This window comes from Pseudaquabacterium terrae, from assembly GCF_013266755.1.
Taxonomy (GTDB): Bacteria; Pseudomonadota; Gammaproteobacteria; order Burkholderiales; family Burkholderiaceae_C; genus Pseudaquabacterium; species Pseudaquabacterium terrae.
Genome location: NZ_JABRWJ010000010.1, coordinates 163,543 through 183,722 on the forward strand (window position 1 = coordinate 163,543; position 20,180 = coordinate 183,722).

Below are 20,180 nucleotides of genomic sequence, written 5' to 3' on the forward strand. Positions count from 1 at the left end.
CGGCGGGTCAGCGGCCGCGTCGATCGATCACGCCAGCGCAGTGCTGCCGCGCCCGATGCCTTGGTCCGGCGCCGGCGATGCTGCATTCGCGGCCGTCGCGACCCGGTTGCGTCCGGCGGCCTTGGCGCGGTAGAGCGCCTGGTCTGCCCGGGCCAGCAGCGTCTGCGGCGTGTCGGCGGCGCCGGGCAGGGGCTGCGCGGCCAGCGTGGCCACGCCCAGGCTCACGGTCACGCACGCGGCCGTCTCCGAGGCCCCATGCGGCAGCGCGAGCGCAGCGACAGCGGCGCGAATCCGCTCGGCCACCAGCGCGGCCGCCGCGGCGTCGGTGTTCGGCAGGACGACGGCGAATTCCTCGCCGCCGTAGCGCGCCGCCAGGTCGCCGACACGGCCCACCGCGGTGGCGATCGCCCGCGCCACCTGGCGCAGGCAGTCGTCGCCGGCCTGGTGGCCATGGCGGTCGTTGTAGCGCTTGAAGTGGTCGATGTCGGCCATCACCAACGACAAGGGCGGGCCACTGCGTTGGGCGCGCTGGCACTCGCGCGCCAGCACCTCGTCGAAGACGCGCCGGTTCGCGATGCCGGTCAGCCCGTCCACCGAGGCCAGCTCGCGCAGCCGCGCTTCGAGGCGGTGGCGCTCGGTGCTGTCGCTGAAGACGGCCGCGTAGTGGCTGACCCGCCCGTCGGCGTCGCGCAGCAGGCTGATCGAGGTCTGCTGCGGATAGACCTCGCCGCTGCGACGGCGATTCCAGATCTCGCCGTGCCAGTGGCCGGTGGTATCTGCCGCCTCGCGGATGCGCCGGAAGAATTCGTCGTCGTGGCGGCCCGAGAACAGCAGCCGCGGCGTCCGCCCCAACGACTCGGCCGGCGAGAAGCCGGTGATGTGCCCGAACGCCGGGTTGATCGATTCGATGCGCAACTCGGCGTCGAGGACCATCACGCCTTCGGCGGCGCTGGTGATCACGGCGGCGGCAACGGCATTCGATTCGCCCAGCGCGCGCAGCGCTTCATGGCTGTCCTGCATCGCCCGCTGGGACGCGACGATGCGCTCGGCCATGCGGTTGAACGAACGCGCCAGCCCGTCGAGCTCGGAAACACCGGACGCGGCACCGGCGCGGGCCGATGCATCACCTTCGCCCAGCCGTGTCGCCGCGGCGGACAGCTCGCGCACCGGCCGGTAGATCGAACGCGCCAGCTTCAGGCCCAGCAGCACGGCCGCGCCGGCCATCGTTGCCGCGACAGTCGCGACGAAGCCGAACAGGCGATGCATCGGCTCGAGCACCTCGCGCGCGGGCACCGCGTGCACCAGCGTCCAGTCGGCGAACCGGTTGTCGCCGAACGGTCCGAGGCGGGCATAGCTGCTGAGCAGGCGTTCGGGCGGCAGCGGAGAGGTTCCGGCGTGGGCGAGCGGCAGATCGAACGAGCCGCGCTGCGCCGTCGCCGTGCGCAGCGCGGCCGCCAGCGGGTGGACCGTCTCGCGCGTCACGTCGGGGTCCACGCTGGCGACGATGCGGCCCTGGCCATCGAGCAGGTAGGCGTACTCGTCGCCGTCGCCGTCGCCGCTGCCCTCGCCGACGTCGGCGATGCGCTGCAGCAGGTGGCGGCGGTCGAGCGTGGCGACCAGCACCGCGAACGAGCGCCCGGCGCCGTCGGCCGCGCCGCTCAGTGCATGCAGCGCACTTTCGCTGCGCTGGACGTCGATGAACAGCGCATCCGGCGGCTCGTCCTGCGCCTGGCGGCGCAAGGCCTCGAGGGCCGCGTCGTGCAGCTGCGCGAACCGCCGGCCGCGATTCTCGGGCCGCGTGGTCGCGACGATCACGCCGTCGCGGTCCACCAGCTCGAAGGAGGCCAGCATCGGCAGGTAGTTCAGCGTCTCGCGGAAATGCGCCTCGAGCTCCGGCACGCTCGCCTTGTGCAGCACCGGGTTGACACTCAGCACGCGCAGGCTGTTTGCGAAGGTGTTCACCAGCTCGTCGAGGTGCTTCGCCGCCAGCACCACCTTGCCCTCGACCTCGCGCACCGCGTTGGCGGTGGCCGCCTGGCGCATCTGCAGGTAGGTGATGGACAGCGTCACCGCCAGCGATGGCAGCGTCAACGCCAGCAGCGCCAGCGACAGGCGCCGGCGCAGCGACAGCTGCAGCGCGACGCTGCTCCAGGGCTCGACGCGCCAGTCGAGCCACAGCGCGAGCGCCAGCAGCACGAAGCCGCTGGCGGTGGGCAGCGCGACCTGCGACAGGAAGTAGAAGTCGAGCGTGCCGGGCAGCCCGAGCAGGTAGCCGATCAGCGCGAGCAGGCCGAGTGCGCCCAGCATCGCGGCGAGCGTGCCCACGCCGAGCCGGTGCAGTGCGGTGCGTGCCCGCGGCACGACGAGGAAGATGCTGCCGGCGAGCACCATGCCGAGCGCGGTCGCGCGCGAGGGACGCCCGGGAAACGGATTGCGGCCGGGATCGATCAGCCAGGTGTGCAGCGCGCGACCATCGATGCCGAAGTCGGCGCCGAAGCCGTATTCCGCCAGCACCAGCAGCCCGAGCGCGGCGAGGGCGACGCCGGCGGCTGTCTTGACCGTGCGCCGCCACGCGGGCAGCCCCACGCCGGCCAGCAGCGCCAGTCCGGCCACTGTGAACCCCAGCGCGGTGTCGAACACCATCAGGAAGCCGGGCACCAGGCGCACCAGCTGGGGCTGCCGCAGCAGCCAGCCGGCCATCGTGAACAGGCCGAACAGTGCGAGCAGCGCGCCGAGCACGGCGACGCTGCGGCGGGCGAAGGGGGCAGACAGGGTGGTCATGACTTGTCCCAGCTGAAGCCGTGGGTCCGGAAGACGCGCAGGCAGGCGTCCACCGCTTGCGGGTCGAGCCACGAACCGCGCCGGGCCTCGACCTCCGCCAATGCCGCTTCGATGCCCAGGCCGGCGCGGTAGGGCCGGTGCGAGGACATCGCCTCGACCATGTCGGCCACCGCGAGGATGCGTGCCTCGAGCGCGATGGCGTCGCCCTTCAGGCCCTGCGGGTAGCCGCTGCCGTCGATGCGCTCGTGGTGCTGGTGCACCATCTCGGCCACCGGCCACGGAAAGCGGATGTCCTTGACGATCTCGTAGCCGGCCTGGGCGTGGGTCTTGATCAGCTCGAACTCGAGCTTCGACAGCCGCGTCGGCTTGGACAGCAGCTCCGCCGGCACCTGCACCTTGCCCAGGTCGTGGATCAGCGCGCCGAAGTGGATGCCTTCGACCGCCGGCTCGGCCAGGCCCATCTCGCGCGCGATCGCCGCCGCCAGCGCGGCCACGCGCCGCTGGTGCCCGGCGGTGTACGGGTCGCGCATCTCCACCGTCGCGGCGATCGCGTCGATGGTCGAGACCAGTGCCGCATGCAGCGTTTCCTGGGCACGACGGCGCTCGGCGATGTCGATGCGCTGCGCCGCGCGGGCGCGCAGGTTCGAGACGCCGTAGGCCAGGTTGGCCGCCAGCTCCTCCAGCAGCTGCACCTCGGCGGCATCGAACGATTCGTCGTCGGCGGCGGCGATGACCACCGCGGCGAGCGGTCGCTCGCCGGCCGCCAGCCGCAGCGGCAGTGCGAGCAGGCCGGGCCAGTGCTGGAAGACGCGCGGCCCGCACGGGGGACCCTGCACGGCCTCGCCGGCGCGCATCAGCTGCGTCCGGCCGAGCCGCAGCGCGCGCGCCAGCCCGTGCTGGCCGTGCGCGTCGTCGCGCCATGTCAGCGGGCCGGCGGCGAGCGCGGCGGGGTCGATGCCGGTGCAGCCGCGCGGCTCGATCGAGCACGGCGCATCGTCGAGCGCATAGCCGACGAAGGCCATCGGGTAGCCGCCGATATCGCACAGGATGCGCGTCATCTGCGCGATCAGCCCGTCCTCGTCGGCGGCCCGCACCAGCGCTTCGTTGCCGGCGCTCAGCGTCCGCAGCGCACGGTTGGCGCGTTCGATCGCGTGCTGGCGCGCCAGCCGCTCCGAGATGTCGCGGACGAACCCGGCCGCGCACCACCGCCCGTGCAGCCGGACCGCCGAGATCGCCAGCTCGACCGGCAGCTCCTCGCCGCCCTTGCGCAGGGCGTGCATCTCGACCACGTGGCCGATCACCGCGCCGCCGCCGTCGCCGACGAAGCGGGCGAAGCCGCCGGCGAAGGCGTCGTAGTAGCGCGCCGGCACCACGAGCCGGTGCAGTTCCGCGCCGACCGCTTCTTCGGCGGTGTAGCCGAGCATGCGCTCGGCCGAGGCATTCCAGAACGTGATCCGGCCGGTGCCGTCCATCAGGATCACCGCATCCATCGTCGCGCCCGTGATCGCCTGGAAGGTCTGCTCGCCGGCGCGCAGCGACTGCTCCACGCGCAGCTGGTCCTCGAGCAGGCTCAGCAGCGCCCGCCGCGAGCGTTCGGACTGCTCGAGCTGCGACCGCGCCAGCGCGCCGCGCTCGCGCTCGCGCAGGTCGGACACCACCAGGGCGACCCGGCCTTCGGTGCCGCCGAGCGGCGTGGCCGTCACCAGCGCCGGCCGGCCGCTGCCGTCGCCGCCGGCGAGGTCGATCTGCTGCGGCACGCCGGCCGCGGCGTCCGGCCGCAGCAGCGCGTCCAGCGCCGCGCGATCGCAGGCGACGGCCATCTCGCGCGCCAGCGTGCCGATCACCGTCTTCAGCGGGCGCTCCAGCAGGCGCGCGAGCGCCTCGTTGGCATACAGCAGGCAGCCCGACGCATCGACCGTGGCGGCGCCTTCGTGCATCGCTTCGACGAAGGCGCGGTACGGCGTTTCCGCGCCCTCCAGCGTGAACACGTTGTGCGCGCCCGGCGCGCCGGTCACCAGCGCGTCGACGCTGCCGCTGCGCAGCGCGGCCAGCACCGCCTCGGCCTCGTCGAGCCGCTCGCGCAGCGCCGCGTTCTCGCTCACCAGGTCGGGCTCGGCACGCATCGCTTCAGCGGCTGCGGATGTCGAGCGCGGCGAACAGACGCACGCGGTCGGACAGGTCGCCGATCAGGCGGCGCACCGGCGGCGGCGCGTCCTTGACGAGCGTCGGCGCGGCGAGGATGCGGCCCTGCAGCGCGAGCAGCGGCTCCTGGTAGACATCGATCACCTCCAGCTCGTAGCGCCCGGCCAGGTGCTGCTCGCACGCCGCGCGCAGGTTGGCGATGGCGTGCGCCGAACGCTCGGTGGCGCCGGTGACGTACAGGCGCAGCACATAAGCGGCCGCCGCATCGTCCTCGAGCGCGTGCTCGAAGGCCTGCGTCGCCGTCGGTTCGAGACGATCGCTCATGATGCCGTCCCTTGCGAGGGCAGGGCGGCCAGCGGTACCAGCTTCAGGCCCACCAGGGCCTTCTCGGTATCCGACAGGTCGCCGACCACCTTGCGCAGCGGCGGCGGCAGCTTGCACACCACCGTGGGCATCGCCAGGATGCCGTCCTCGTCGGCGCGCTGCGGGTCGGCCTTCAGGTCGATCACCTCGATGCGGTAGCGCCCGCGCAGGTGCTGCTCGGCGATGCGCTTGAGGTTGGCGAAGGCGGTCATCGAGCGCGCGGTCTGGCCGGCGACGTACAGGCGCAGCTCCCACACCTCGCCGGCGGCAGCGACGGCGGGGCCGGCGATGGCGGGCGCGTTCATGCGCGCTCCCCGGCGGCCGCTTCGTCCTTGCGCAGCGTGGCCCGGGCCGAGCGGTCGGTCTCCAGCAGCACCTCGCTGCGCTCGGCCTGCGCGATCAGCGTCTCGGCCTCGAGCATCTCGGCGGCCGATTCGGCGCGCAGCATCAGGATCCGGGCCTCGACCACCTCGCGCCGGCGCTCGATGTCGCGCCGGCGGGCCTGCACCTCCTGGGCCCGCACCAGCGTCTCGGCCTTCTCGGTGCTTTCCTGCACCTGGCGCGCCGTGCCCGTGAGCACGCCGGCGGTGCCGAGGTAGACATCGCGCAGCTCGATGCCGCGGTCGGTCAGCAGGAACTCGCGCATCTGGTTCGAGTGCGCCATGCCGCGCGACTTCAGCAGGTAGAGCAGGCGGTTGCGCTCGCCGTTGCTCTCCACGTCGCGCAGCAGCAGCCAGGTGTCGGCCAGCGACGAGATGTGGGTGTCGGTGGCTTCCAGCGTATTGCCGGCGTGGTTCAGGCTGGTGAACAGCGCGGTGATCTGCAGGCTCTTCAGGAAGTCGATCAGGCGCGTCAGCATCGCCCGCACTTCGAGCGCCGAGCCGATGGTGGTCAGGTTCGATATCGGGTCGATCACCACCACCTGCGGGTGGAAGCGGTTGACGGCGCGGTGGATGGTCGCCAGGTGCAGCTCGAGCCCGCAGGCGGTGGAGCGCGACGGCAGGATCTGCAGCTTGCCGCCGTCGACCCACGGTTGCAGGTCGATGCCGATGGAGCGCATGTTGCGCACGATCTGCGCCGGCGATTCCTCGAGCGCCAGGTACAGGCAGCGCTCGCCGCGGCGGCAGGCGGCGTCGACGAAGCTCGCCGCCAGGCTCGACTTGCCGGTGCCGGCGGTGCCGGACACCAGGATGCTGCTGCCGCGGTAGTAGCCGCCGCCGCCGAGCAGCGCATCGAGCCGGTGCACGCCGCTGGGCACGCGCTCGGACGACACCGCATGCGTGAGGTTCAGCGAGGTGATCGGCAGCACGGAGATGCCGTCGGCGTCGATCAGGAACGGGTACTCGTCGGGTCCGTGCACCGAGCCGCGGTACTTGACGACGCGCACCCGCCGCGTCGCGATCTGGTCGACGATGCGGTGGTCGAGCACGATCACGCAGTCGGCCACGTACTCCTCCAGGCCATGCCGGGTGTAGGTGCGGTCGCCGCGCTCGCCGGTGATCACCGCGGTCAGGCCGCGGGCCTTGAGCCACCTGAACAGGCGCTGCAGCTCGGCGCGCAGGATGGTCTCGTTGGGAAAGCTGCCGAACAAGGTCTCGATGGTGTCGAGCACGATGCGCCGGGCCCCCACCGAGTCGATCGCGTTGCCGAGCTGGATGAACAGGCCCTCCAGGTCGTAGTCGCCGGCCACCTCGATCTCGCTGCGGTCGAGCTGGATGTGCTTGATCGCCATGCGCCCGCTCGCCACCAGCGCATCGAGGTCCACGCCGAGCGAGGCGACGTTGCGGGTCAGCTCCGGCGGCGTTTCCTCGAAGGTGACGAAGACGCCGGGTTCGTTGCAGTCGAGGGCGCCGCGGATCAGGAACTCCATGCCGAGCAGCGTCTTGCCGCAGCCGGCACCGCCGCAGACCAGTGTCGGACGGCCCCGCGGCAGGCCGCCGGCGGTGATCTCGTCCAGGCCCGGGATGCCGGTGGGGCACTTCTCGATGCCGGTGGTCATGCCTGCTGCTCGGTCCATCGTCTGCTCCGTTCGTTTCGGGTGTTAGTCGGCGCTCGGATAGGGCGCCGGGTGTTCGAGTTGCCGCGCGAGCGTGTTGACCTCGCGCTTGAGTGCCAGCACGCGTTCTTCGCGGTCGAGCGTCAGCTGCTGCCAGCGCTGCAGCTCGTCGAGCTGCGCGCGCAGCGTCGCCTCGGCCTCGTGGCGGGCGGTGGCGTCGCGCACCGAGCCGAGCAGGCAGGGCCTGTCGCCGAGCAGGATCGGAGATCCCGTGATGTCGACGACGACGGCGCTGCCGTCCGACTTGCGCAGCGGCAGGCCGGCCCGGAAGTGCAGCTCGCCGCGGGCGCCGCGGTCGAACTCCCCGAGCACCTGCTCGAGCGCCGCGGGGTCGATGAACGTGGCGATGGGCAGGCCGTGCAGCTGGCCGGGGCCGTACCCGAGCAGGCGCTCCATGCTGCCGTTGACCAGCGTCACGCGCCGCGTGGCGACGTCCATCACGGCGATGCCGTCGGTGGTGTGCTCGAAGATGGCCTGGAACGTCGCCTGCGACTGGCGCAACGCCTGCTCGCCGTCGCGCGCGGCGCGCAGGGACATCACCAGCGCGATCTTGTCCGCGAGGCGCTCGGCGAACTCGACCTCGTCGGGCCTCCACCGCCGCGACGGATCGGCAGGCACGAGGCTTAGCAGCCCGACGCGCGCGTCGCCGACAGTGACCGCCGCATGCAGCGCGCCGGCGGCGTCGAAGGCCGCGTCGCGCGTGGGCTCGCCGCCGGCGTGCCGGCCGGTCGCGGCGTCGTAGTCGTCGATGCAGCGCAGCGGCGGTGCGCCGGAGCCGGCGAGCTCGACACGGGCCCTCACGGCAGCGGTGACGCGCGCCGCCACCTCGGTGACGTGCCGTACCACGCGTTCCACTTCGCCTTCATGCGCCGCGGCGGCGGCCGCGATGTCCTGCATCGCGCGCGCCTGATCGGCCGCCCGGTGGCGCACGGTGACGTCCTCGAACAGCAGCAGCACCTGGCCGTCGCCCGCCTCTCCGACCGGCTCGGCACGGACCAGGAAGAATTCGCCGTTGTCCAGGCACAGGTTGCTGTCGGGCCTGCGGGCGCTGCCGGGTTCGCCGCCGACCGCTCCGCCCTCGAGCGGCGCCTCGCGCTTCGGAAAGCAGTTCCAGTAGGGCCGCCCGATGAGGTCACCGGCCGGCGCACCGGCCCGCACGGCATAGGCACGGTTGCAACGCAGCACGCGCTGCTGGCGGTCGTGCACCACCAGCGGCATCGCGACCGCGTCGGCCATCTTCAGCCAGTCGCGCTGCGCCTGCGCAAGCGCACGGTGGGTTCGCTGCAGCGTTTCACGCAAGCGCGCGAGTGCAGGCTCGGGAGAGCGGACAGCCGGATGGTCCATGCCGGCCAGTCTGAGGCGCGCGCCGCGCTGCACGTTGACGAGCCTCAAGTCACGCCCGCGTCGCGCGCGCCGTCGGTGCTGCCGTGACATTGCTCACGCGCAGCCATCGCAACGTGCAGATGTCACGGCTGGCCGCGCCGCGGCCGCGCAACTGATGCAGATCAACCCCGCGCCGGGTTGAGCGAGAACACTGCGCGGCATCGGCAGCACCTGAGGTCAAACGATGGAAACGACGGACGTACAGCAGCGATCGCCCAAGGCGCACTCTCGCGACTCGATTGCGCTCGCGACCATCCTCGATCGGCTCGGCCCGAACGTGAGCGTGCAGCTGCTGATGGCCGACGGCACGCTGCTCCATGCCAACCAGGCCTCGCTCGACGCGGTGGGCACGACGCTGACCGACGTGATCGGCCTGCCGTTCCACGCGACGCCGTGGTGGCCCGTCAACCCGCACGAGCGCCAGCGGCTGCAGGCCGCGATGGAGGACGGGCTGCACGGCAAGCCGAGCCGCTTCGAGGTGCACCTGCAGCGTGCCGACGGGCGGATGACGACGGCGGACTTCACGCTCAATCCGGTGTTCGACGGCGCGGGCAAGGTGGCCTTCCTGGTGCCCTCGGCCTGCGACACGAGCGGGCGGCATGCCGAACGCGAGCGCATTTCCTTCCTTGCCGAGCATGATGCGCTGACCGGACTTCCCAACGCGCATCGGATGCGGCAACTGCTGCCGCAGGTGATCGCCGACGCCCGGCAGCTCGGCAGGCGCCCGGCGTTGCTGTGCATCGGCATGGACCACTTCAACCGCATCAACACCGCGCTGGGCCTGCCGGCCGGGGACGAGGTGCTGCGCACGATGGGCACGCGCATCGCGGCCTGCCTGGAGCCCGGCGACCTGCTGGCGCGCGGCAATGGCGACGAGTTCATCGTCGCGCTGGCGGCCCCGGCGGCACCCGACGAAGCCTGCGAGCAGCTGGTGCTGCTGCTGCAGGACACGATCGCCGCGCCGATCGTCGTGGAGGGTCGCGAGGTGGTGGTGACCGCCGGCATCGGCCTGGCCAGCGCCGATGCCGACAGGGCCGACCCCGACCTGCTGATGCGGCACGCCGGCATCGCGCTGGAGCAGGCGCAGCGCAGCGGCTGCGGCCGCAGCGCGACCTACGGGCGCGACCGGCTGGATGCCGATCCGGACCACCTCGCGCTCGCAGCGGCGTTGCGGCACGCGATCGAGCGCGATCAGCTGCACCTGGTCTACCAGCCGCAGGCCGACCTGGTGACCGGGCGCATCGTCGGCGTCGAGGCCTTGCTGCGCTGGCAGCATCCGCAATTCGGCCTGGTGCCGCCCGAGCGCTTCCTGCCGATCGCCGAGGAGACCGGCCTCGGCGCGGCGATCGGCGACTGGGTGATCCGCAGCGCGTGCCGCAAGGCGGCCGCGTGGCAGCAGCCGGGCTGGCCCGGCGTGCGCATCAGCGTGAACGTCTCGGCAGCCCAACTGCAGCAGGCCGACTTCGTCGAGGGCATCGAGCGCCGGCTGCGCGAAGCCGGCCTGCAGCCGCGCCGCTTCGGCCTGGAGATCAGCGAGAACCAGCTGATGGCGCGGCCGGACCAGGCAGCGGCACGGCTGCGCCGGCTGCGCGCGCTGGGCGTCGAGGTCGCGCTGGGCAATTTCGGCACCGGCCACTCCAGCCTCGCCTGCCTGCGCAGCCTGCCGCTGGACGTGGTGAAGATCGACCGTTCGCTGATCCCGGGCATCACCGCCGGCGCCGGGGCGCTGTCGATCACGCGCGCCATCCTGGCGATGGCCCACTGCCTGGGCATGAAGGTCGTCGCCGAGGGCGTCGAGAGTGCAGGGCAGCTGGAGCTGCTGGCGGCCAACCACTGCGACCGCGTGCAGGGCCACTTCGTCGGCGCGCCGGTGGCCGCAGGCGCCATCGACGACCTGCTGCGGGTGGGCCGCGCGTTGCTGGAGCCGCGGCGCAGGCATGCGCCGGTGCGCACCCTGCTGGTGGCCATCGACGATCCGGTGATGCTCGAGCGCATCCAGCGCCAGGTGCTGCTGCGCTTCGAGGAGCAGCTGCGGGTGGACACCTGCCGCAGCGGCCCTGATGCGCTGGAACGCCTGCGCGCCGGCCCGGTCGACGTGCTCCTGGCTGCCGGCAACCTGCCGGTCCTGGACGGCGGCACGCTGCTCAAGCTGGTCAAGGTGTTGCAGCCGAACACGGTGCGCATGATGGTGCTGGACGCGGCCGAGCTGGCCGCCGTGGCCGACGATCCGCGCCAGCAGGACGTGTTCCGCTACCTGTCGCGCGGCGGCGTCCTGGACCACCTGCTGCAGCACCTGAAGGCGGCGCTGGACCTGACCGACCGGCAGCGTGCGCTGCGCATCCTGGACATCGCGGTGGACGGCGCTCCCTATCAGCCAACGCCGGTGGAGCGCGAGCTGCGGCGCCTGGAGGAGCTGGAGCCCGGCCTGACCGCCATGCAGCACGGGCCGGACGGCGAGCTGCTGATGCCGCAGACGCTGCCGACGATGCCCGGCGACCTCTGGACCTCGGCTGCGGCGAGCTTGCCCGCGCCTTCGGTCCTGCGGCGCTGACCGCCTGCGCGATCTCAAACGCCACCGCCATCCCATCCAAGAGACTCCCGCCATGAACTCGATGCAGCACGTCAGCTCGGCACTGATCGCCCGAAACGAATCGTGGGTCCGCAAGCAGGCGAGCGCGATGATGCGACGCATGCCTTCGAACGTCGAGAAGGCCGACCTGATCCAGGTCGGGCTGATCGGCGTCGCGCAGGCCGCCTTGGCATTCCAGTGGGCCGGCGATCGCGACAGCGACGAAGCGCGCCAGGCCTTCGTGCGCTACGCCCAGCTGCGGGTCAAGGGCGCGATGGTCGATGAATTGCGCCAGATGGACCAGCTCGGACGTGCCGAACGGCGCAAGCTCCAGGTGCTGCAGATCGCACGCGAACGCTGGCGCGCGCTGAACGGCGTCACCCCCCGGCTGGGCGAGCTGACCACGCTGTGCGGCATGAGCATCGACGAGATCGATCAACTGGACCAGGTGGCGCAATCGCTGCAGATCGAGAGCCTGTCGGGCGACGACGACCGGGCCGACGACGAGTCCTTGCGCACGCCCTGCACGGCGAAGGACGAGGTCGAGGCGCGGGTCGACACGGCGATCGTGCTGCGCCGGCTCGGCCCGTTCTTCGCGGCGTTGCCCGAACGCGAACGCCGGGTGATCGACGCCTACCTCGGCATCGGCCTGTCGCCGATCGAGCTGGCCGCCGAGCTGAACGTGACGCCGTCGCGCGTGTCGCAGATCTACAAGGACCTGTGTGCCCGCATTGCAAACCAGGTTCAGCGCGGCGAGCAGCGCGGCGTGGACGGCATGGCCGCCGTGCGGGACCTGTCGCCGGACGAGCTGGTGTCGCGCCGGGAAGAAGATCTCGAACGGTCGGCCGGCTCGTGGGGACGCATGCTCGAGGAGGCCCTGGCCGAGCGGGTCGGGTCCGCGGGCGCGGACGAGCCGCTGGTGGTCGACATGAACACGCGCTGGGGTTGAGCGCGCATGCCGGCTGCGCTGTCGTCCTGGTTTCGCCGCGAGGCCGATCGCGGCTGGGTCGCGCTGGCGCCCGAGGGGGACCGGGTGCGCGCGGTGCATGTCGTGCACGAGCCCGCCTGCCGCCCGGCGCTGCGCTGGGCCTGCACGGGTAGCTGGGCCGAGCCGGCGCTGGCGCTGCGCGCGCTGCGGCGTGCGCGCCGTCTGCGCCGCGAACCTTCCGTGCTGCTGCTGCGGCACGGCCAGTACCGGCTGCAGGTGCTGGACGCACCCGAGGACGTGCCGCGCGAGCAATGGCGCGATGCGCTGCGCTGGCGCCTGAAGGACACGGTGGACTTCGCCGTCGAGGGCGCAGGCATCGACCTGCTCGACATCGCCCCCGACCCGCAAGGGCGGCGCCGCAGCTCGGTACTGGCGGTGGCCGCCGCGCGCCCGGTGCTCGAGCCGCTGGTCTGCGCCGGCCGCGATGCCGGCTGGCCATGGCAGGCGATCGACGTGCCCGAAAGCGCGCTGCGCAACCTCTGCCTGCTGTGCGCCGAGCCCGGCCGCGGCCAGGCACTGCTGCATGTGGGCAGCGCCCTCGGCACGCTGGTCATCACCGTCGGCACCGACCTGCTGGTGACGCGCGACATCGACCTCGGCCTCGACCGGCTGGCAGGCGCCGACGCGTCGGCCCGTCGCGCGCACCACGAGCGCGTCGGCCTCGAGCTGCAGCGCACGCTCGACAACATCGAGCGCCAGCATGGCCATGTCGACCTGGCGCGGCTGCAGGTGGCTCCCGGCGCGCCCTTGCACGACTTCATCGACTACCTGGGGCAACTGGTCGACGTGCCGGTGACGGCCTTCGAGCTCGGTGCCGTGCTCGACCTGTCGGCGGTGCCCGAGCTGGGCGATGCCGCGGAACAGGCCGGCTACCTGCCGGCCGTCGGCGCGGCGCTGCGCGGCCTCGAAGGGGCGTGACCGTGGTGCACCAGGTCAACCTGCTCGATGCCGGCCTGGTGGCGCGGCCGTCGGGTCCGGGCAGCCGGTCCGCGCTGGCGGCACTGGCCGCCGGGCTGGCCGTGGTGACTGCCGGCACGCTAGCGCTGCACGGGCTGGAGCGCAGCGCCGCAGCGCGGGCCGACGCGGCGGCCGCCGCCTTGCCGGCGCCGCAGCCGGCCGCCCAGGTGCCGCCGGCCGTGGCCCGGCTGAACGCCGAGCTGGCCCGGCTGCGCGCGCTGGAGGCCGCGCAGCGTGGCCTGCGCACGGCGCTGGCGAGTATCCCGGCCGCCGGCCCTGCGGGTTATTCGGAGCACCTGCTCGCGCTGGCGCGTCAGAGCCAGGGCGGGCTGTGGCTGACGCGCGTGGACATCGCGCCGGACGGCAGCACGCTGCAGCTCGACGGGCGCATGACCGACCCGCGCCAGCTGCCCGACTACCTGCGCCGGCTGCATGCCGAGCCGATGTTCAGGGGGCGCCAGTTCACGCAGCTGAGTGTCAAGGCGGTCGCGCCTGGTAGCGACGACGGTGCCGGTGCGGTCGAGTTCACGCTGCGCGGCGCTGCGGCAGTGCAGCCGTGATGAGCGGGGCGATCGTGCTGCACGACCGCGTCTGCACCGCGCTGGCGCGCGGCCGCCGTCGTTTCGACGCCCGTGCCGCGCGCGAGCGGCTGCTGCTGATCGCCGCGAGCCTCGCGCTGCTGGGTCTGATGGCGGACTTCTTCCTGCTCCGTCCGGCGCTGGCCGACTGGAGCGCCGCGCGCGCGCGCCATGCCGTGGCGGTCGCGGCGCTGCAGCGCGCCGGCGCGGACGAGGCGCGGCGCGTCGCGGTCGAGCAGCAGCTGGCGCGCGACGTGGCGCAGGGGCAGGCGCGTGTCGACCACGCCGCTGCCGAGTTGCGCGCCTTGCGTGCCACGCTGGTCGCGGCGCCCGAGATGGGGCCGCTGCTGGCGCGCCTGCTGTCCGGCGTGGCGGGCGTGCAGGTGCGGTCGATGCTGTCGCTCGGTCCGACCGAGGCTGCAGCCGCGGGCGCCGGCGCGCCGGCCGCCGCCACCCCGCTCTATCGCCACGGCGTGGAGCTCGTGCTCGAGGGCCGCTATGCCGATCTGCTGGGTGGCCTGCAGGCCATCGAAGCGCTGCCGCAGCGGATGTTGTGGGGGGGGCTGCGGCTGCAGGTCGAGCAGCACCCGACGGTCGTGCTGACCGTGCGTCTGTACACGCTGAGCGAGCAGCGCAGCTGGCTGGAGCTTTGAAGATGCACCTGCGTCATGCCGCCTTCCTACTTGCCGCCGGCGCGTGCGTGCATGCCGCTGCCGGTGCGCCGCTGGCCGATCCGACCCAGCCGCCGGCACGCGTTGCACCGGCCGCGACGGCCGCGACGGCCGGCGAGCCGGCGCCACCGTCGTGGCCGCGGCTGCAGTCGGTGCAGGTCGGCGCCGCGGGCGGAGCGAGTGCGCTGCTCGACGGCCGCCTGGTGCACATCGGCGATCGGGTCGGCGCGCTGACGGTGGTGGCCATCGACCACCAGGGCGTGCTGCTGCGCGGACCTCACTTTGCGCAGCGGCTGGCGCTGACACCCGGCATCAGCAAGGCCGGATCGCTGCCGGCCGCGTTGCCGCCGGTGGCGCTGCCGAAGCTGGCGGCGCGGACGGGGGCCCAGCCGTGATGGCCCCACGCCGCTTGCTGGCCGCCTGCGCGCTGCTGGCGTTGTCCGCCGGCGCGGCGGCGCTGGATGCGCCGCCGCCCGCGGGATCGCAGGCGCGCTTCGACCTCTCGGTCAACAACGCGCCGGCGGCGCAGGTCTTCCTGCAGCTCGGCGCGGGTACGCCGTACAGCATGCTGGTATCGCCCGAGGTGGCCGGCAACGTCACGCTGACGCTGAAGGACACCACCTTGCTGGAGGCGCTGGAGTCGCTGCGCGAGCTGTACGGCTACGAGTTCCGCGTCGCCGGCAACCGCATCCATGTGCAGCCCAACACCGTGCAGACGCGGCTGTTCCGCATCAACTACCTGTCGGGCCGGCGCGAGGGGGCGAGCGACATCCGCGTCACGTCGAGCTCGATGTCGCAGGGCGGCAGCACGCCGGCCGGCAGCGCCGCCGGCGCCACAGGCAGCGGCAGCGGTGCCGCGTCGACGCAGGCGCGCAACGAAGACACCGCGCGTGTGCGCACCACCTCCGATGCCGACTTCTGGCGCGAGGTGAGGGCCTCGCTGGCGGCGCTGGTCGGCAGCGCCGAGCAGCGCAGCGTGGTGATCAACCCGGCGGCCGGCGTGATCGTCGTGCGGGCCGCGCCGGCCGAATTGCGCCAGGTGCAGGCCTACCTGGCGGCGATGCAGCTGAGCATCGAACGCCAGGTGATGCTGGAGGCCAAGATCGTCTCGGTCGAGCTCAGCCAGGGGGCGCAGTCCGGCGTCAACTGGGCCGCCTTCGGCAGCGCCGGCAGCGGGCGCCTGAGCATCGGCGCGGCGGCGCCCGGCGCCACGCTGGCGCCCAAGGGCTCGCCGATCAGCGACGGCATCAACACCCTCACCGCCGGCGCCGGGCTGGCCGCCGAGGCCCTCGGCAAGGGCTTCTACGGGCTCGCGTTCCAGGCCTCGAACTTCGCCGCGATGCTCAACTTCCTGGAGACGCAGGGCAACGTGCAGGTGCTGTCGAGCCCGCGCATCGCCACGCTGAACAACCAGAAGGCGGTGCTCAAGGTCGGCAGCGACGAGCTGTTCGTCACCGGCGTGTCGACCACCACGACCACCAATGCCGCGGGCGGCACCGTGTCGACCCCCAGCCTGTCGCTGCAGGCCTTCTTCAGCGGCGTGGCGCTCGACGTGACGCCGCAGATCGACGACGCCGGCAACGTGATGCTGCACGTGCACCCGACGATCAGCAGCGTGAGCGAGAAGACCAAGCACGTCGACCTCGGCGCGCTCGGCAGCTTCCGCCTGCCGCTGGCGCTCAGCGCCGTCAGCGAGACCGACAGCATCGTGCGGATGCGCGACGGCCAGATCGTCGCCATCGGCGGCCTGATGACGCAGGAGCTGCGCGACGACCGCAGCGGCGTGCCCGGCGTCAGCGGGCTGCCGATCATCGGTGGGCTGTTCCGCCAGAAGACGGGATCGCTGACCAAGCGCGAGCTGGTGATCCTGATCAAGCCCTCGGTCATCGCCGACGGCGGCGCCTGGCCCGAGGCCGACGTGTCGATGTCCGCCGCCGGACGCTGAAAGCCCCGATGACCCGCCCCCAACGCGTGCGCCTCGGTGACCTGCTGGTGCAGGCCGGGCTGATAACGACTGAACAGCTCGGCCAGGCGTTGGCCGCGCAGCGCGGCACCGACCGGCGGCTCGGCCGCACGCTGATCGACAAGGGCTGGGTCGACGACGTGCAGATCGCCCAGGTGCTGGCGCAGCAGCTGCGCGCGCCCTTCGTCGACATGAGCCGGCGCAGCGTGCCCGAGGAGGTGGCGCGCCTGCTGCCCGAGACCCAGGCCCGGCGCCTGCGGGCGCTGCCGCTGGACCAGACCGCGACCACGGTGCGCGTGGGCATGGCCGATCCGACCGACCTGGCCGCCTACGACGAGATCGCCCGCATCCTCAAGCGCGAGATCGAGCTGGCAGTGGTGGCCGAGGGCCAGCTGCTGAGCGCGATCGACCGTTCGTACCGCCACGGCGACGACATCAGCGGCCTGGCGCGCGAGCTCGGCAGCGAGCTGGCCAGCGCGCAGGAAGACCTCGGCGACCTGCTGGGCCTGAACACCACCAGCAGCGAGGACGCGCCGGTGGTGCGGCTGCTGTACTCGGTGTTCGCCGAGGCGCTGCGCGTGCGCGCCTCCGACATCCACATCGAGCCGCAGGAGCGCCACCTGCGCATCCGCTACCGCATCGACGGCGTGCTGCACGTGCAAACCGAGGCCGATCCGAAGATCGCCAACGCGGTGGCCCTGCGGCTGAAGCTGATGTCCGGGCTCGACATCTCGGAGCGGCGGCTGCCGCAGGACGGCCGCTTCGCCGTCAAGCTGCGCGCCGGCGCGATCGACGTGCGCATCTCGACGCTGCCGACGCAGTTCGGCGAGTCGGTGGTGATGCGCCTGCTCGACCAGGGCGGCGGCCTGCTGTCGATGGCCGGGCTGAAGCTGCCGCCGCGGGTGGCCGACGCGCTGCAGCGCGCGTTGCGGCGCCCGAGCGGCATGCTGCTGGTCACCGGCCCGACCGGCAGCGGCAAGACCACCACGCTGTACGCCGCGCTGCAGGCGCTGAACAGCACCGAGCGCAAGATCGTCACGGTCGAGGATCCGGTCGAGTACCGCCTGCCCGGCCTGAACCAGGTGCAGGTGCTGGACAAGATCGAGCTCGGCTTCGACCGCGTGCTGCGCGCCGCGCTGCGGCAGGACCCGGACGTGATCCTGGTCGGCGAGATGCGCGACCGCAACACCGCCGAGATCGGCATGCGGGCCGCCCTGACCGGGCACCTGGTGCTGTCCACCTTGCACACGAATGACGCGGCCGGGGCACCGGTGCGCCTGCTCGACATGGGCGTGCCGCGCTACATGGTGGCGCTGACGCTGCAGCTGGTGCTGGCGCAGCGCCTGATCCGCCTGGTCTGCCCGCATTGCGCGGTGCCGCATGTACCGGACGCGCAGGAGCAGGCCTGGCTGGACGCGCTGGCCACGCCCGGCGAGCTGGCGCAGGCGCGGCTCAAGCGCGCGCCCGGCTGCAGCGAATGCAACCACACCGGCCACCTCGGCCGCACCGGCGTCTACGAATTCATCGAGATGACGCGGGCGCTGGTGGCCGCGCTGCACGACGCCGACCCGGCGGTCTTCACCGAGGCGGCGCGGCGTCAGATCGGCAGCCACACGCTCGCGCGCGGCGCGCTGGCGCTGGTGCTCGAGGGCCGCTCGACGATCGAGGACGCGATGCGCATCGGCAGCGCGGACGACGCATGAACTACGCGTACACCGGGCGATCCGCCGCCGGCGCGGTCGACGGCGTGCTCGACGGCGAGAGTGCCGCGCGGGTGGCCGACCAGCTGCTCGGTGCCGGCATCACGCCGCTGACCATCGTGCCGGCCGCCGGCCGCCCGACGAGCGGCTGGACGCTGCCCCGGCCGGACCTGCGGCAATGGCTGCTGCCGCCGGTGCGCGCCGAGGACCTGCTGCTGTTCAGCCGCCAGCTGCACACGCTGCTGCGCGCCGGCGTGCCGATCATGCAGGCGCTGGTCGGGCTGCAGGAGTCGGCCACCAGCGAGCGGCTGAAGCAGACGCTGCAGCAGCTGCGCGGCGGCCTCAACGCCGGGCTCGACCTGTCGACCTCGCTGGCCCGGCATCCGCAGGTGTTCGAGGGGCTGTACGTCGCGCTGGTGCGGGTGGGCGAGTCGACCGGCCGGCTCGACGAGATCTTCCTGCGCCTGTTCCACCATCTCGAGTTCGAGCTGGTCATGCGCCAGCAGATCAAGTCGGCGCTGCGTTATCCGATGTTCGTGCTGGCCGCGATGGCCATCGGCGTGGCGGTCATCAACGTGATGGTGATTCCCGCCTTCGCGACGGTGTTCAAGAGCTTCGGCGCCGAGTTGCCGCTGGCCACGCGGGTGCTGCTCGGCGCGTCGTCGTTCTCGGTGCACTACGGCTGGACGCTGCTGCTCGGCGGGGCTGCCGGCGGCTGGGCGCTGCGGCGCTGGATCGCGACGGCAGCGGGCCGGCTGGCCTGGGACCGCTTCAAGCTGCGCCTGCCGCTGGCCGGCCCGATCGTGCGCAAGGGCATGCTGGCGCGCTTCGCGCGCAGCTTCGCGCTCGCGCTGCGCAGCGGCGTGCCGGTGGAGCAGGCGCTGGGCATCGTCGCGCAGACGGTGGACAACCAGCACATCGCGCAGCGCATCGAGGGCATGCGCGACAGCGTGGGCCATGGCGAGTCGATCCTGCGCGCCGCCGCCGCGGCGCAGGTCTTCACGCCGGTCGTGCTGCAGATGATCGCCGTCGGCGAGCAGACCGGCGCGCTCGACGAACTGCTCGACCAGGTCGGCGAGCTCTACAGCCAGGAAGTGCAGTACGAGCTGAAGACGCTGGGCCAGCAGATCGAGCCGATCCTGATCATCGGCCTCGGGCTGCTGGTGCTGGTGCTGGCGCTCGGCGTCTTCCTGCCGGTGTGGGACCTGGGCAGCGTGGCGCTGCGGCGCTGAGCTCACGATGCGCCCGCACCGATCCGATCCCGTGACCTGGCCCGAGGAGCATGCCGATGCGGGAACTGCGACGCCGCCGCGCCGGGACGGCGCAGCTGGAATTCGCGCTGACGCTGATCGTGATCGGCATCGTCGTCGCGCTGGCGCTGCAGCAGCTGGCGCGGCTGCAGCGGGCTGCCGCGCTGGCGAGTGCCGAGACGGCGGCCGTGCAACGGCGTGCGGCCTCGGTGCTGGCCGACGGCTGCGACCTCGCGCGCCAAGACGCCGCCGCCCGCGCGCGCTGCGTGGCCGAACCAGCACCGATCCCCCGCAACGCCGCGGCGCCGTGATGCCCGATCCTGTTTTTCCTGTTCCCTCCATCAAGCAAAGGACCTCTCCATGAAGACCCGTCAATCCGGTTTCACGATGATCGAGCTGATCGTCGTGATCGTGATCCTCGGCATACTGGCCGCCGCCGCGCTGCCGCGGTTCATCAACATGCGCGGCGACGCCGAGCAGGCCGCGGCCGACGGCATCGCCGGCGCCGCCGCCGCGGCGATGAACCTCAACTTCAGCGGCTGCGCGCTGACCAACAACGTCGTCACGGCCAACAAGTGCGTGGCCGTGGACGCCTGCACCGACGTCGGCGCGCTGCTGCAGGGCGGCCTGGCGGCGGCGTACGCCGCCGCACCCGACGTGGCCGGCGCGGACATCGGCACGACCAACGGCAACACCGCAGTCTGCAAGGTCAGCAAGACGGTCGGCACGGCGACCTACACGGCGACCTTCAACGGCATCGCTGCCGGCAACTGAGACGG

17 protein-coding genes are annotated in these 20,180 nt (G+C 72.7%); 11 read left to right on the forward strand and 6 right to left on the reverse strand.

The window, feature by feature from the left end; translation table 11 throughout:
* Positions 1-27: 27 nt before the first annotated feature.
* The 6 genes from HLB44_RS29315 to HLB44_RS29340 are packed head-to-tail and all read right to left on the reverse strand — an operon-like array spanning position 28 to position 8,734.
* Positions 28-2,781: a diguanylate cyclase gene (locus tag HLB44_RS29315; protein WP_173131600.1), complete on the reverse strand. Its 2,754-nt coding sequence runs from the start codon at positions 2,779-2,781 to the stop codon at positions 28-30.
* A complete protein-coding gene (locus HLB44_RS29320) occupies positions 2,778-4,904 on the reverse strand; it encodes an HD domain-containing phosphohydrolase (RefSeq protein ID WP_173131604.1) in 2,127 nt (708 codons plus the stop codon). The genes HLB44_RS29315 and HLB44_RS29320 overlap by 4 nt, the downstream gene beginning before the upstream one ends.
* Before the next feature lie 4 nt (positions 4,905-4,908).
* Positions 4,909-5,247, reverse strand: coding sequence for a circadian clock KaiB family protein (locus HLB44_RS29325; RefSeq protein ID WP_173131606.1), 339 nt, complete (start codon positions 5,245-5,247; stop codon positions 4,909-4,911).
* Positions 5,244-5,591 (reverse strand): circadian clock KaiB family protein, encoded by a 348-nt coding sequence (locus HLB44_RS29330; protein WP_173131609.1) that lies wholly within the window; start codon positions 5,589-5,591, stop codon positions 5,244-5,246. Before HLB44_RS29330 ends, HLB44_RS29325 begins: the two co-directional genes overlap by 4 nt.
* Positions 5,588-7,303 (reverse strand): circadian clock protein KaiC, encoded by a 1,716-nt coding sequence (kaiC, locus tag HLB44_RS29335; RefSeq protein ID WP_246312532.1) that lies wholly within the window; start codon positions 7,301-7,303, stop codon positions 5,588-5,590. Before kaiC ends, HLB44_RS29330 begins: the two co-directional genes overlap by 4 nt.
* Positions 7,304-7,327: 24 nt before the next feature.
* Complete coding sequence (locus HLB44_RS29340) at positions 7,328-8,734, reverse strand: PAS domain S-box protein (protein ID WP_173131611.1); 1,407 nt, start codon at positions 8,732-8,734, stop codon at positions 7,328-7,330.
* A gap of 175 nt (positions 8,735-8,909) precedes the next feature.
* On the opposite strand from HLB44_RS29340, the gene HLB44_RS29345 reads away from it, so the two are divergent.
* Genes HLB44_RS29345 through HLB44_RS29395 form a run of 11 tightly spaced genes read left to right on the forward strand, consistent with a single transcriptional unit; the run spans position 8,910 to position 20,175 of the window.
* Positions 8,910-11,276, forward strand: coding sequence for an EAL domain-containing protein (locus tag HLB44_RS29345; protein ID WP_173131614.1), 2,367 nt, complete (start codon positions 8,910-8,912; stop codon positions 11,274-11,276).
* A gap of 52 nt (positions 11,277-11,328) precedes the next feature.
* Positions 11,329-12,243, forward strand: a complete 915-nt coding sequence (locus HLB44_RS29350; protein WP_173131617.1) for a sigma-70 family RNA polymerase sigma factor — start codon at positions 11,329-11,331, stop codon at positions 12,241-12,243.
* Positions 12,244-12,249: 6 nt separating this feature from the next.
* Positions 12,250-13,200, forward strand: a complete 951-nt coding sequence (locus HLB44_RS29355; protein ID WP_173131620.1) for a type IV pilus biogenesis protein PilM — start codon at positions 12,250-12,252, stop codon at positions 13,198-13,200.
* Positions 13,197-13,799, forward strand: coding sequence for a PilN domain-containing protein (locus tag HLB44_RS29360; protein ID WP_173131623.1), 603 nt, complete (start codon positions 13,197-13,199; stop codon positions 13,797-13,799). The genes HLB44_RS29355 and HLB44_RS29360 overlap by 4 nt, the downstream gene beginning before the upstream one ends.
* Positions 13,799-14,470, forward strand: coding sequence for a hypothetical protein (locus HLB44_RS29365; RefSeq protein ID WP_173131626.1), 672 nt, complete (start codon positions 13,799-13,801; stop codon positions 14,468-14,470). The genes HLB44_RS29360 and HLB44_RS29365 overlap by 1 nt, the downstream gene beginning before the upstream one ends.
* Before the next feature lie 2 nt (positions 14,471-14,472).
* Entirely contained in the window at positions 14,473-14,883 is a 411-nt protein-coding gene (locus HLB44_RS29370; protein ID WP_173131630.1) for a hypothetical protein, read from the forward strand.
* Complete coding sequence (mshL, locus tag HLB44_RS29375; protein WP_173131633.1) at positions 14,883-16,433, forward strand: pilus (MSHA type) biogenesis protein MshL; 1,551 nt, start codon at positions 14,883-14,885, stop codon at positions 16,431-16,433. Before HLB44_RS29370 ends, mshL begins: the two co-directional genes overlap by 1 nt.
* A gap of 8 nt (positions 16,434-16,441) precedes the next feature.
* Positions 16,442-18,154 carry a GspE/PulE family protein gene (locus HLB44_RS29380; protein WP_173131636.1) on the forward strand — a complete coding sequence of 571 codons (1,713 nt, stop codon included), beginning with the start codon at positions 16,442-16,444 and terminating at the stop codon, positions 18,152-18,154.
* Positions 18,151-19,383, forward strand: a complete 1,233-nt coding sequence (locus HLB44_RS29385; protein ID WP_173131639.1) for a type II secretion system F family protein — start codon at positions 18,151-18,153, stop codon at positions 19,381-19,383. Before HLB44_RS29380 ends, HLB44_RS29385 begins: the two co-directional genes overlap by 4 nt.
* Before the next feature lie 56 nt (positions 19,384-19,439).
* A complete protein-coding gene (locus tag HLB44_RS29390; RefSeq protein WP_173131642.1) occupies positions 19,440-19,712 on the forward strand; it encodes a hypothetical protein in 273 nt (90 codons plus the stop codon).
* Positions 19,713-19,761: 49 nt separating this feature from the next.
* The gene (locus HLB44_RS29395) at positions 19,762-20,175 is read left to right on the forward strand and encodes a type II secretion system protein (RefSeq protein WP_173131644.1); all 414 of its coding nucleotides are present in this window, start codon (positions 19,762-19,764) and stop codon (positions 20,173-20,175) included.
* The last annotated feature ends 5 nt before the right edge of the window (positions 20,176-20,180 follow it).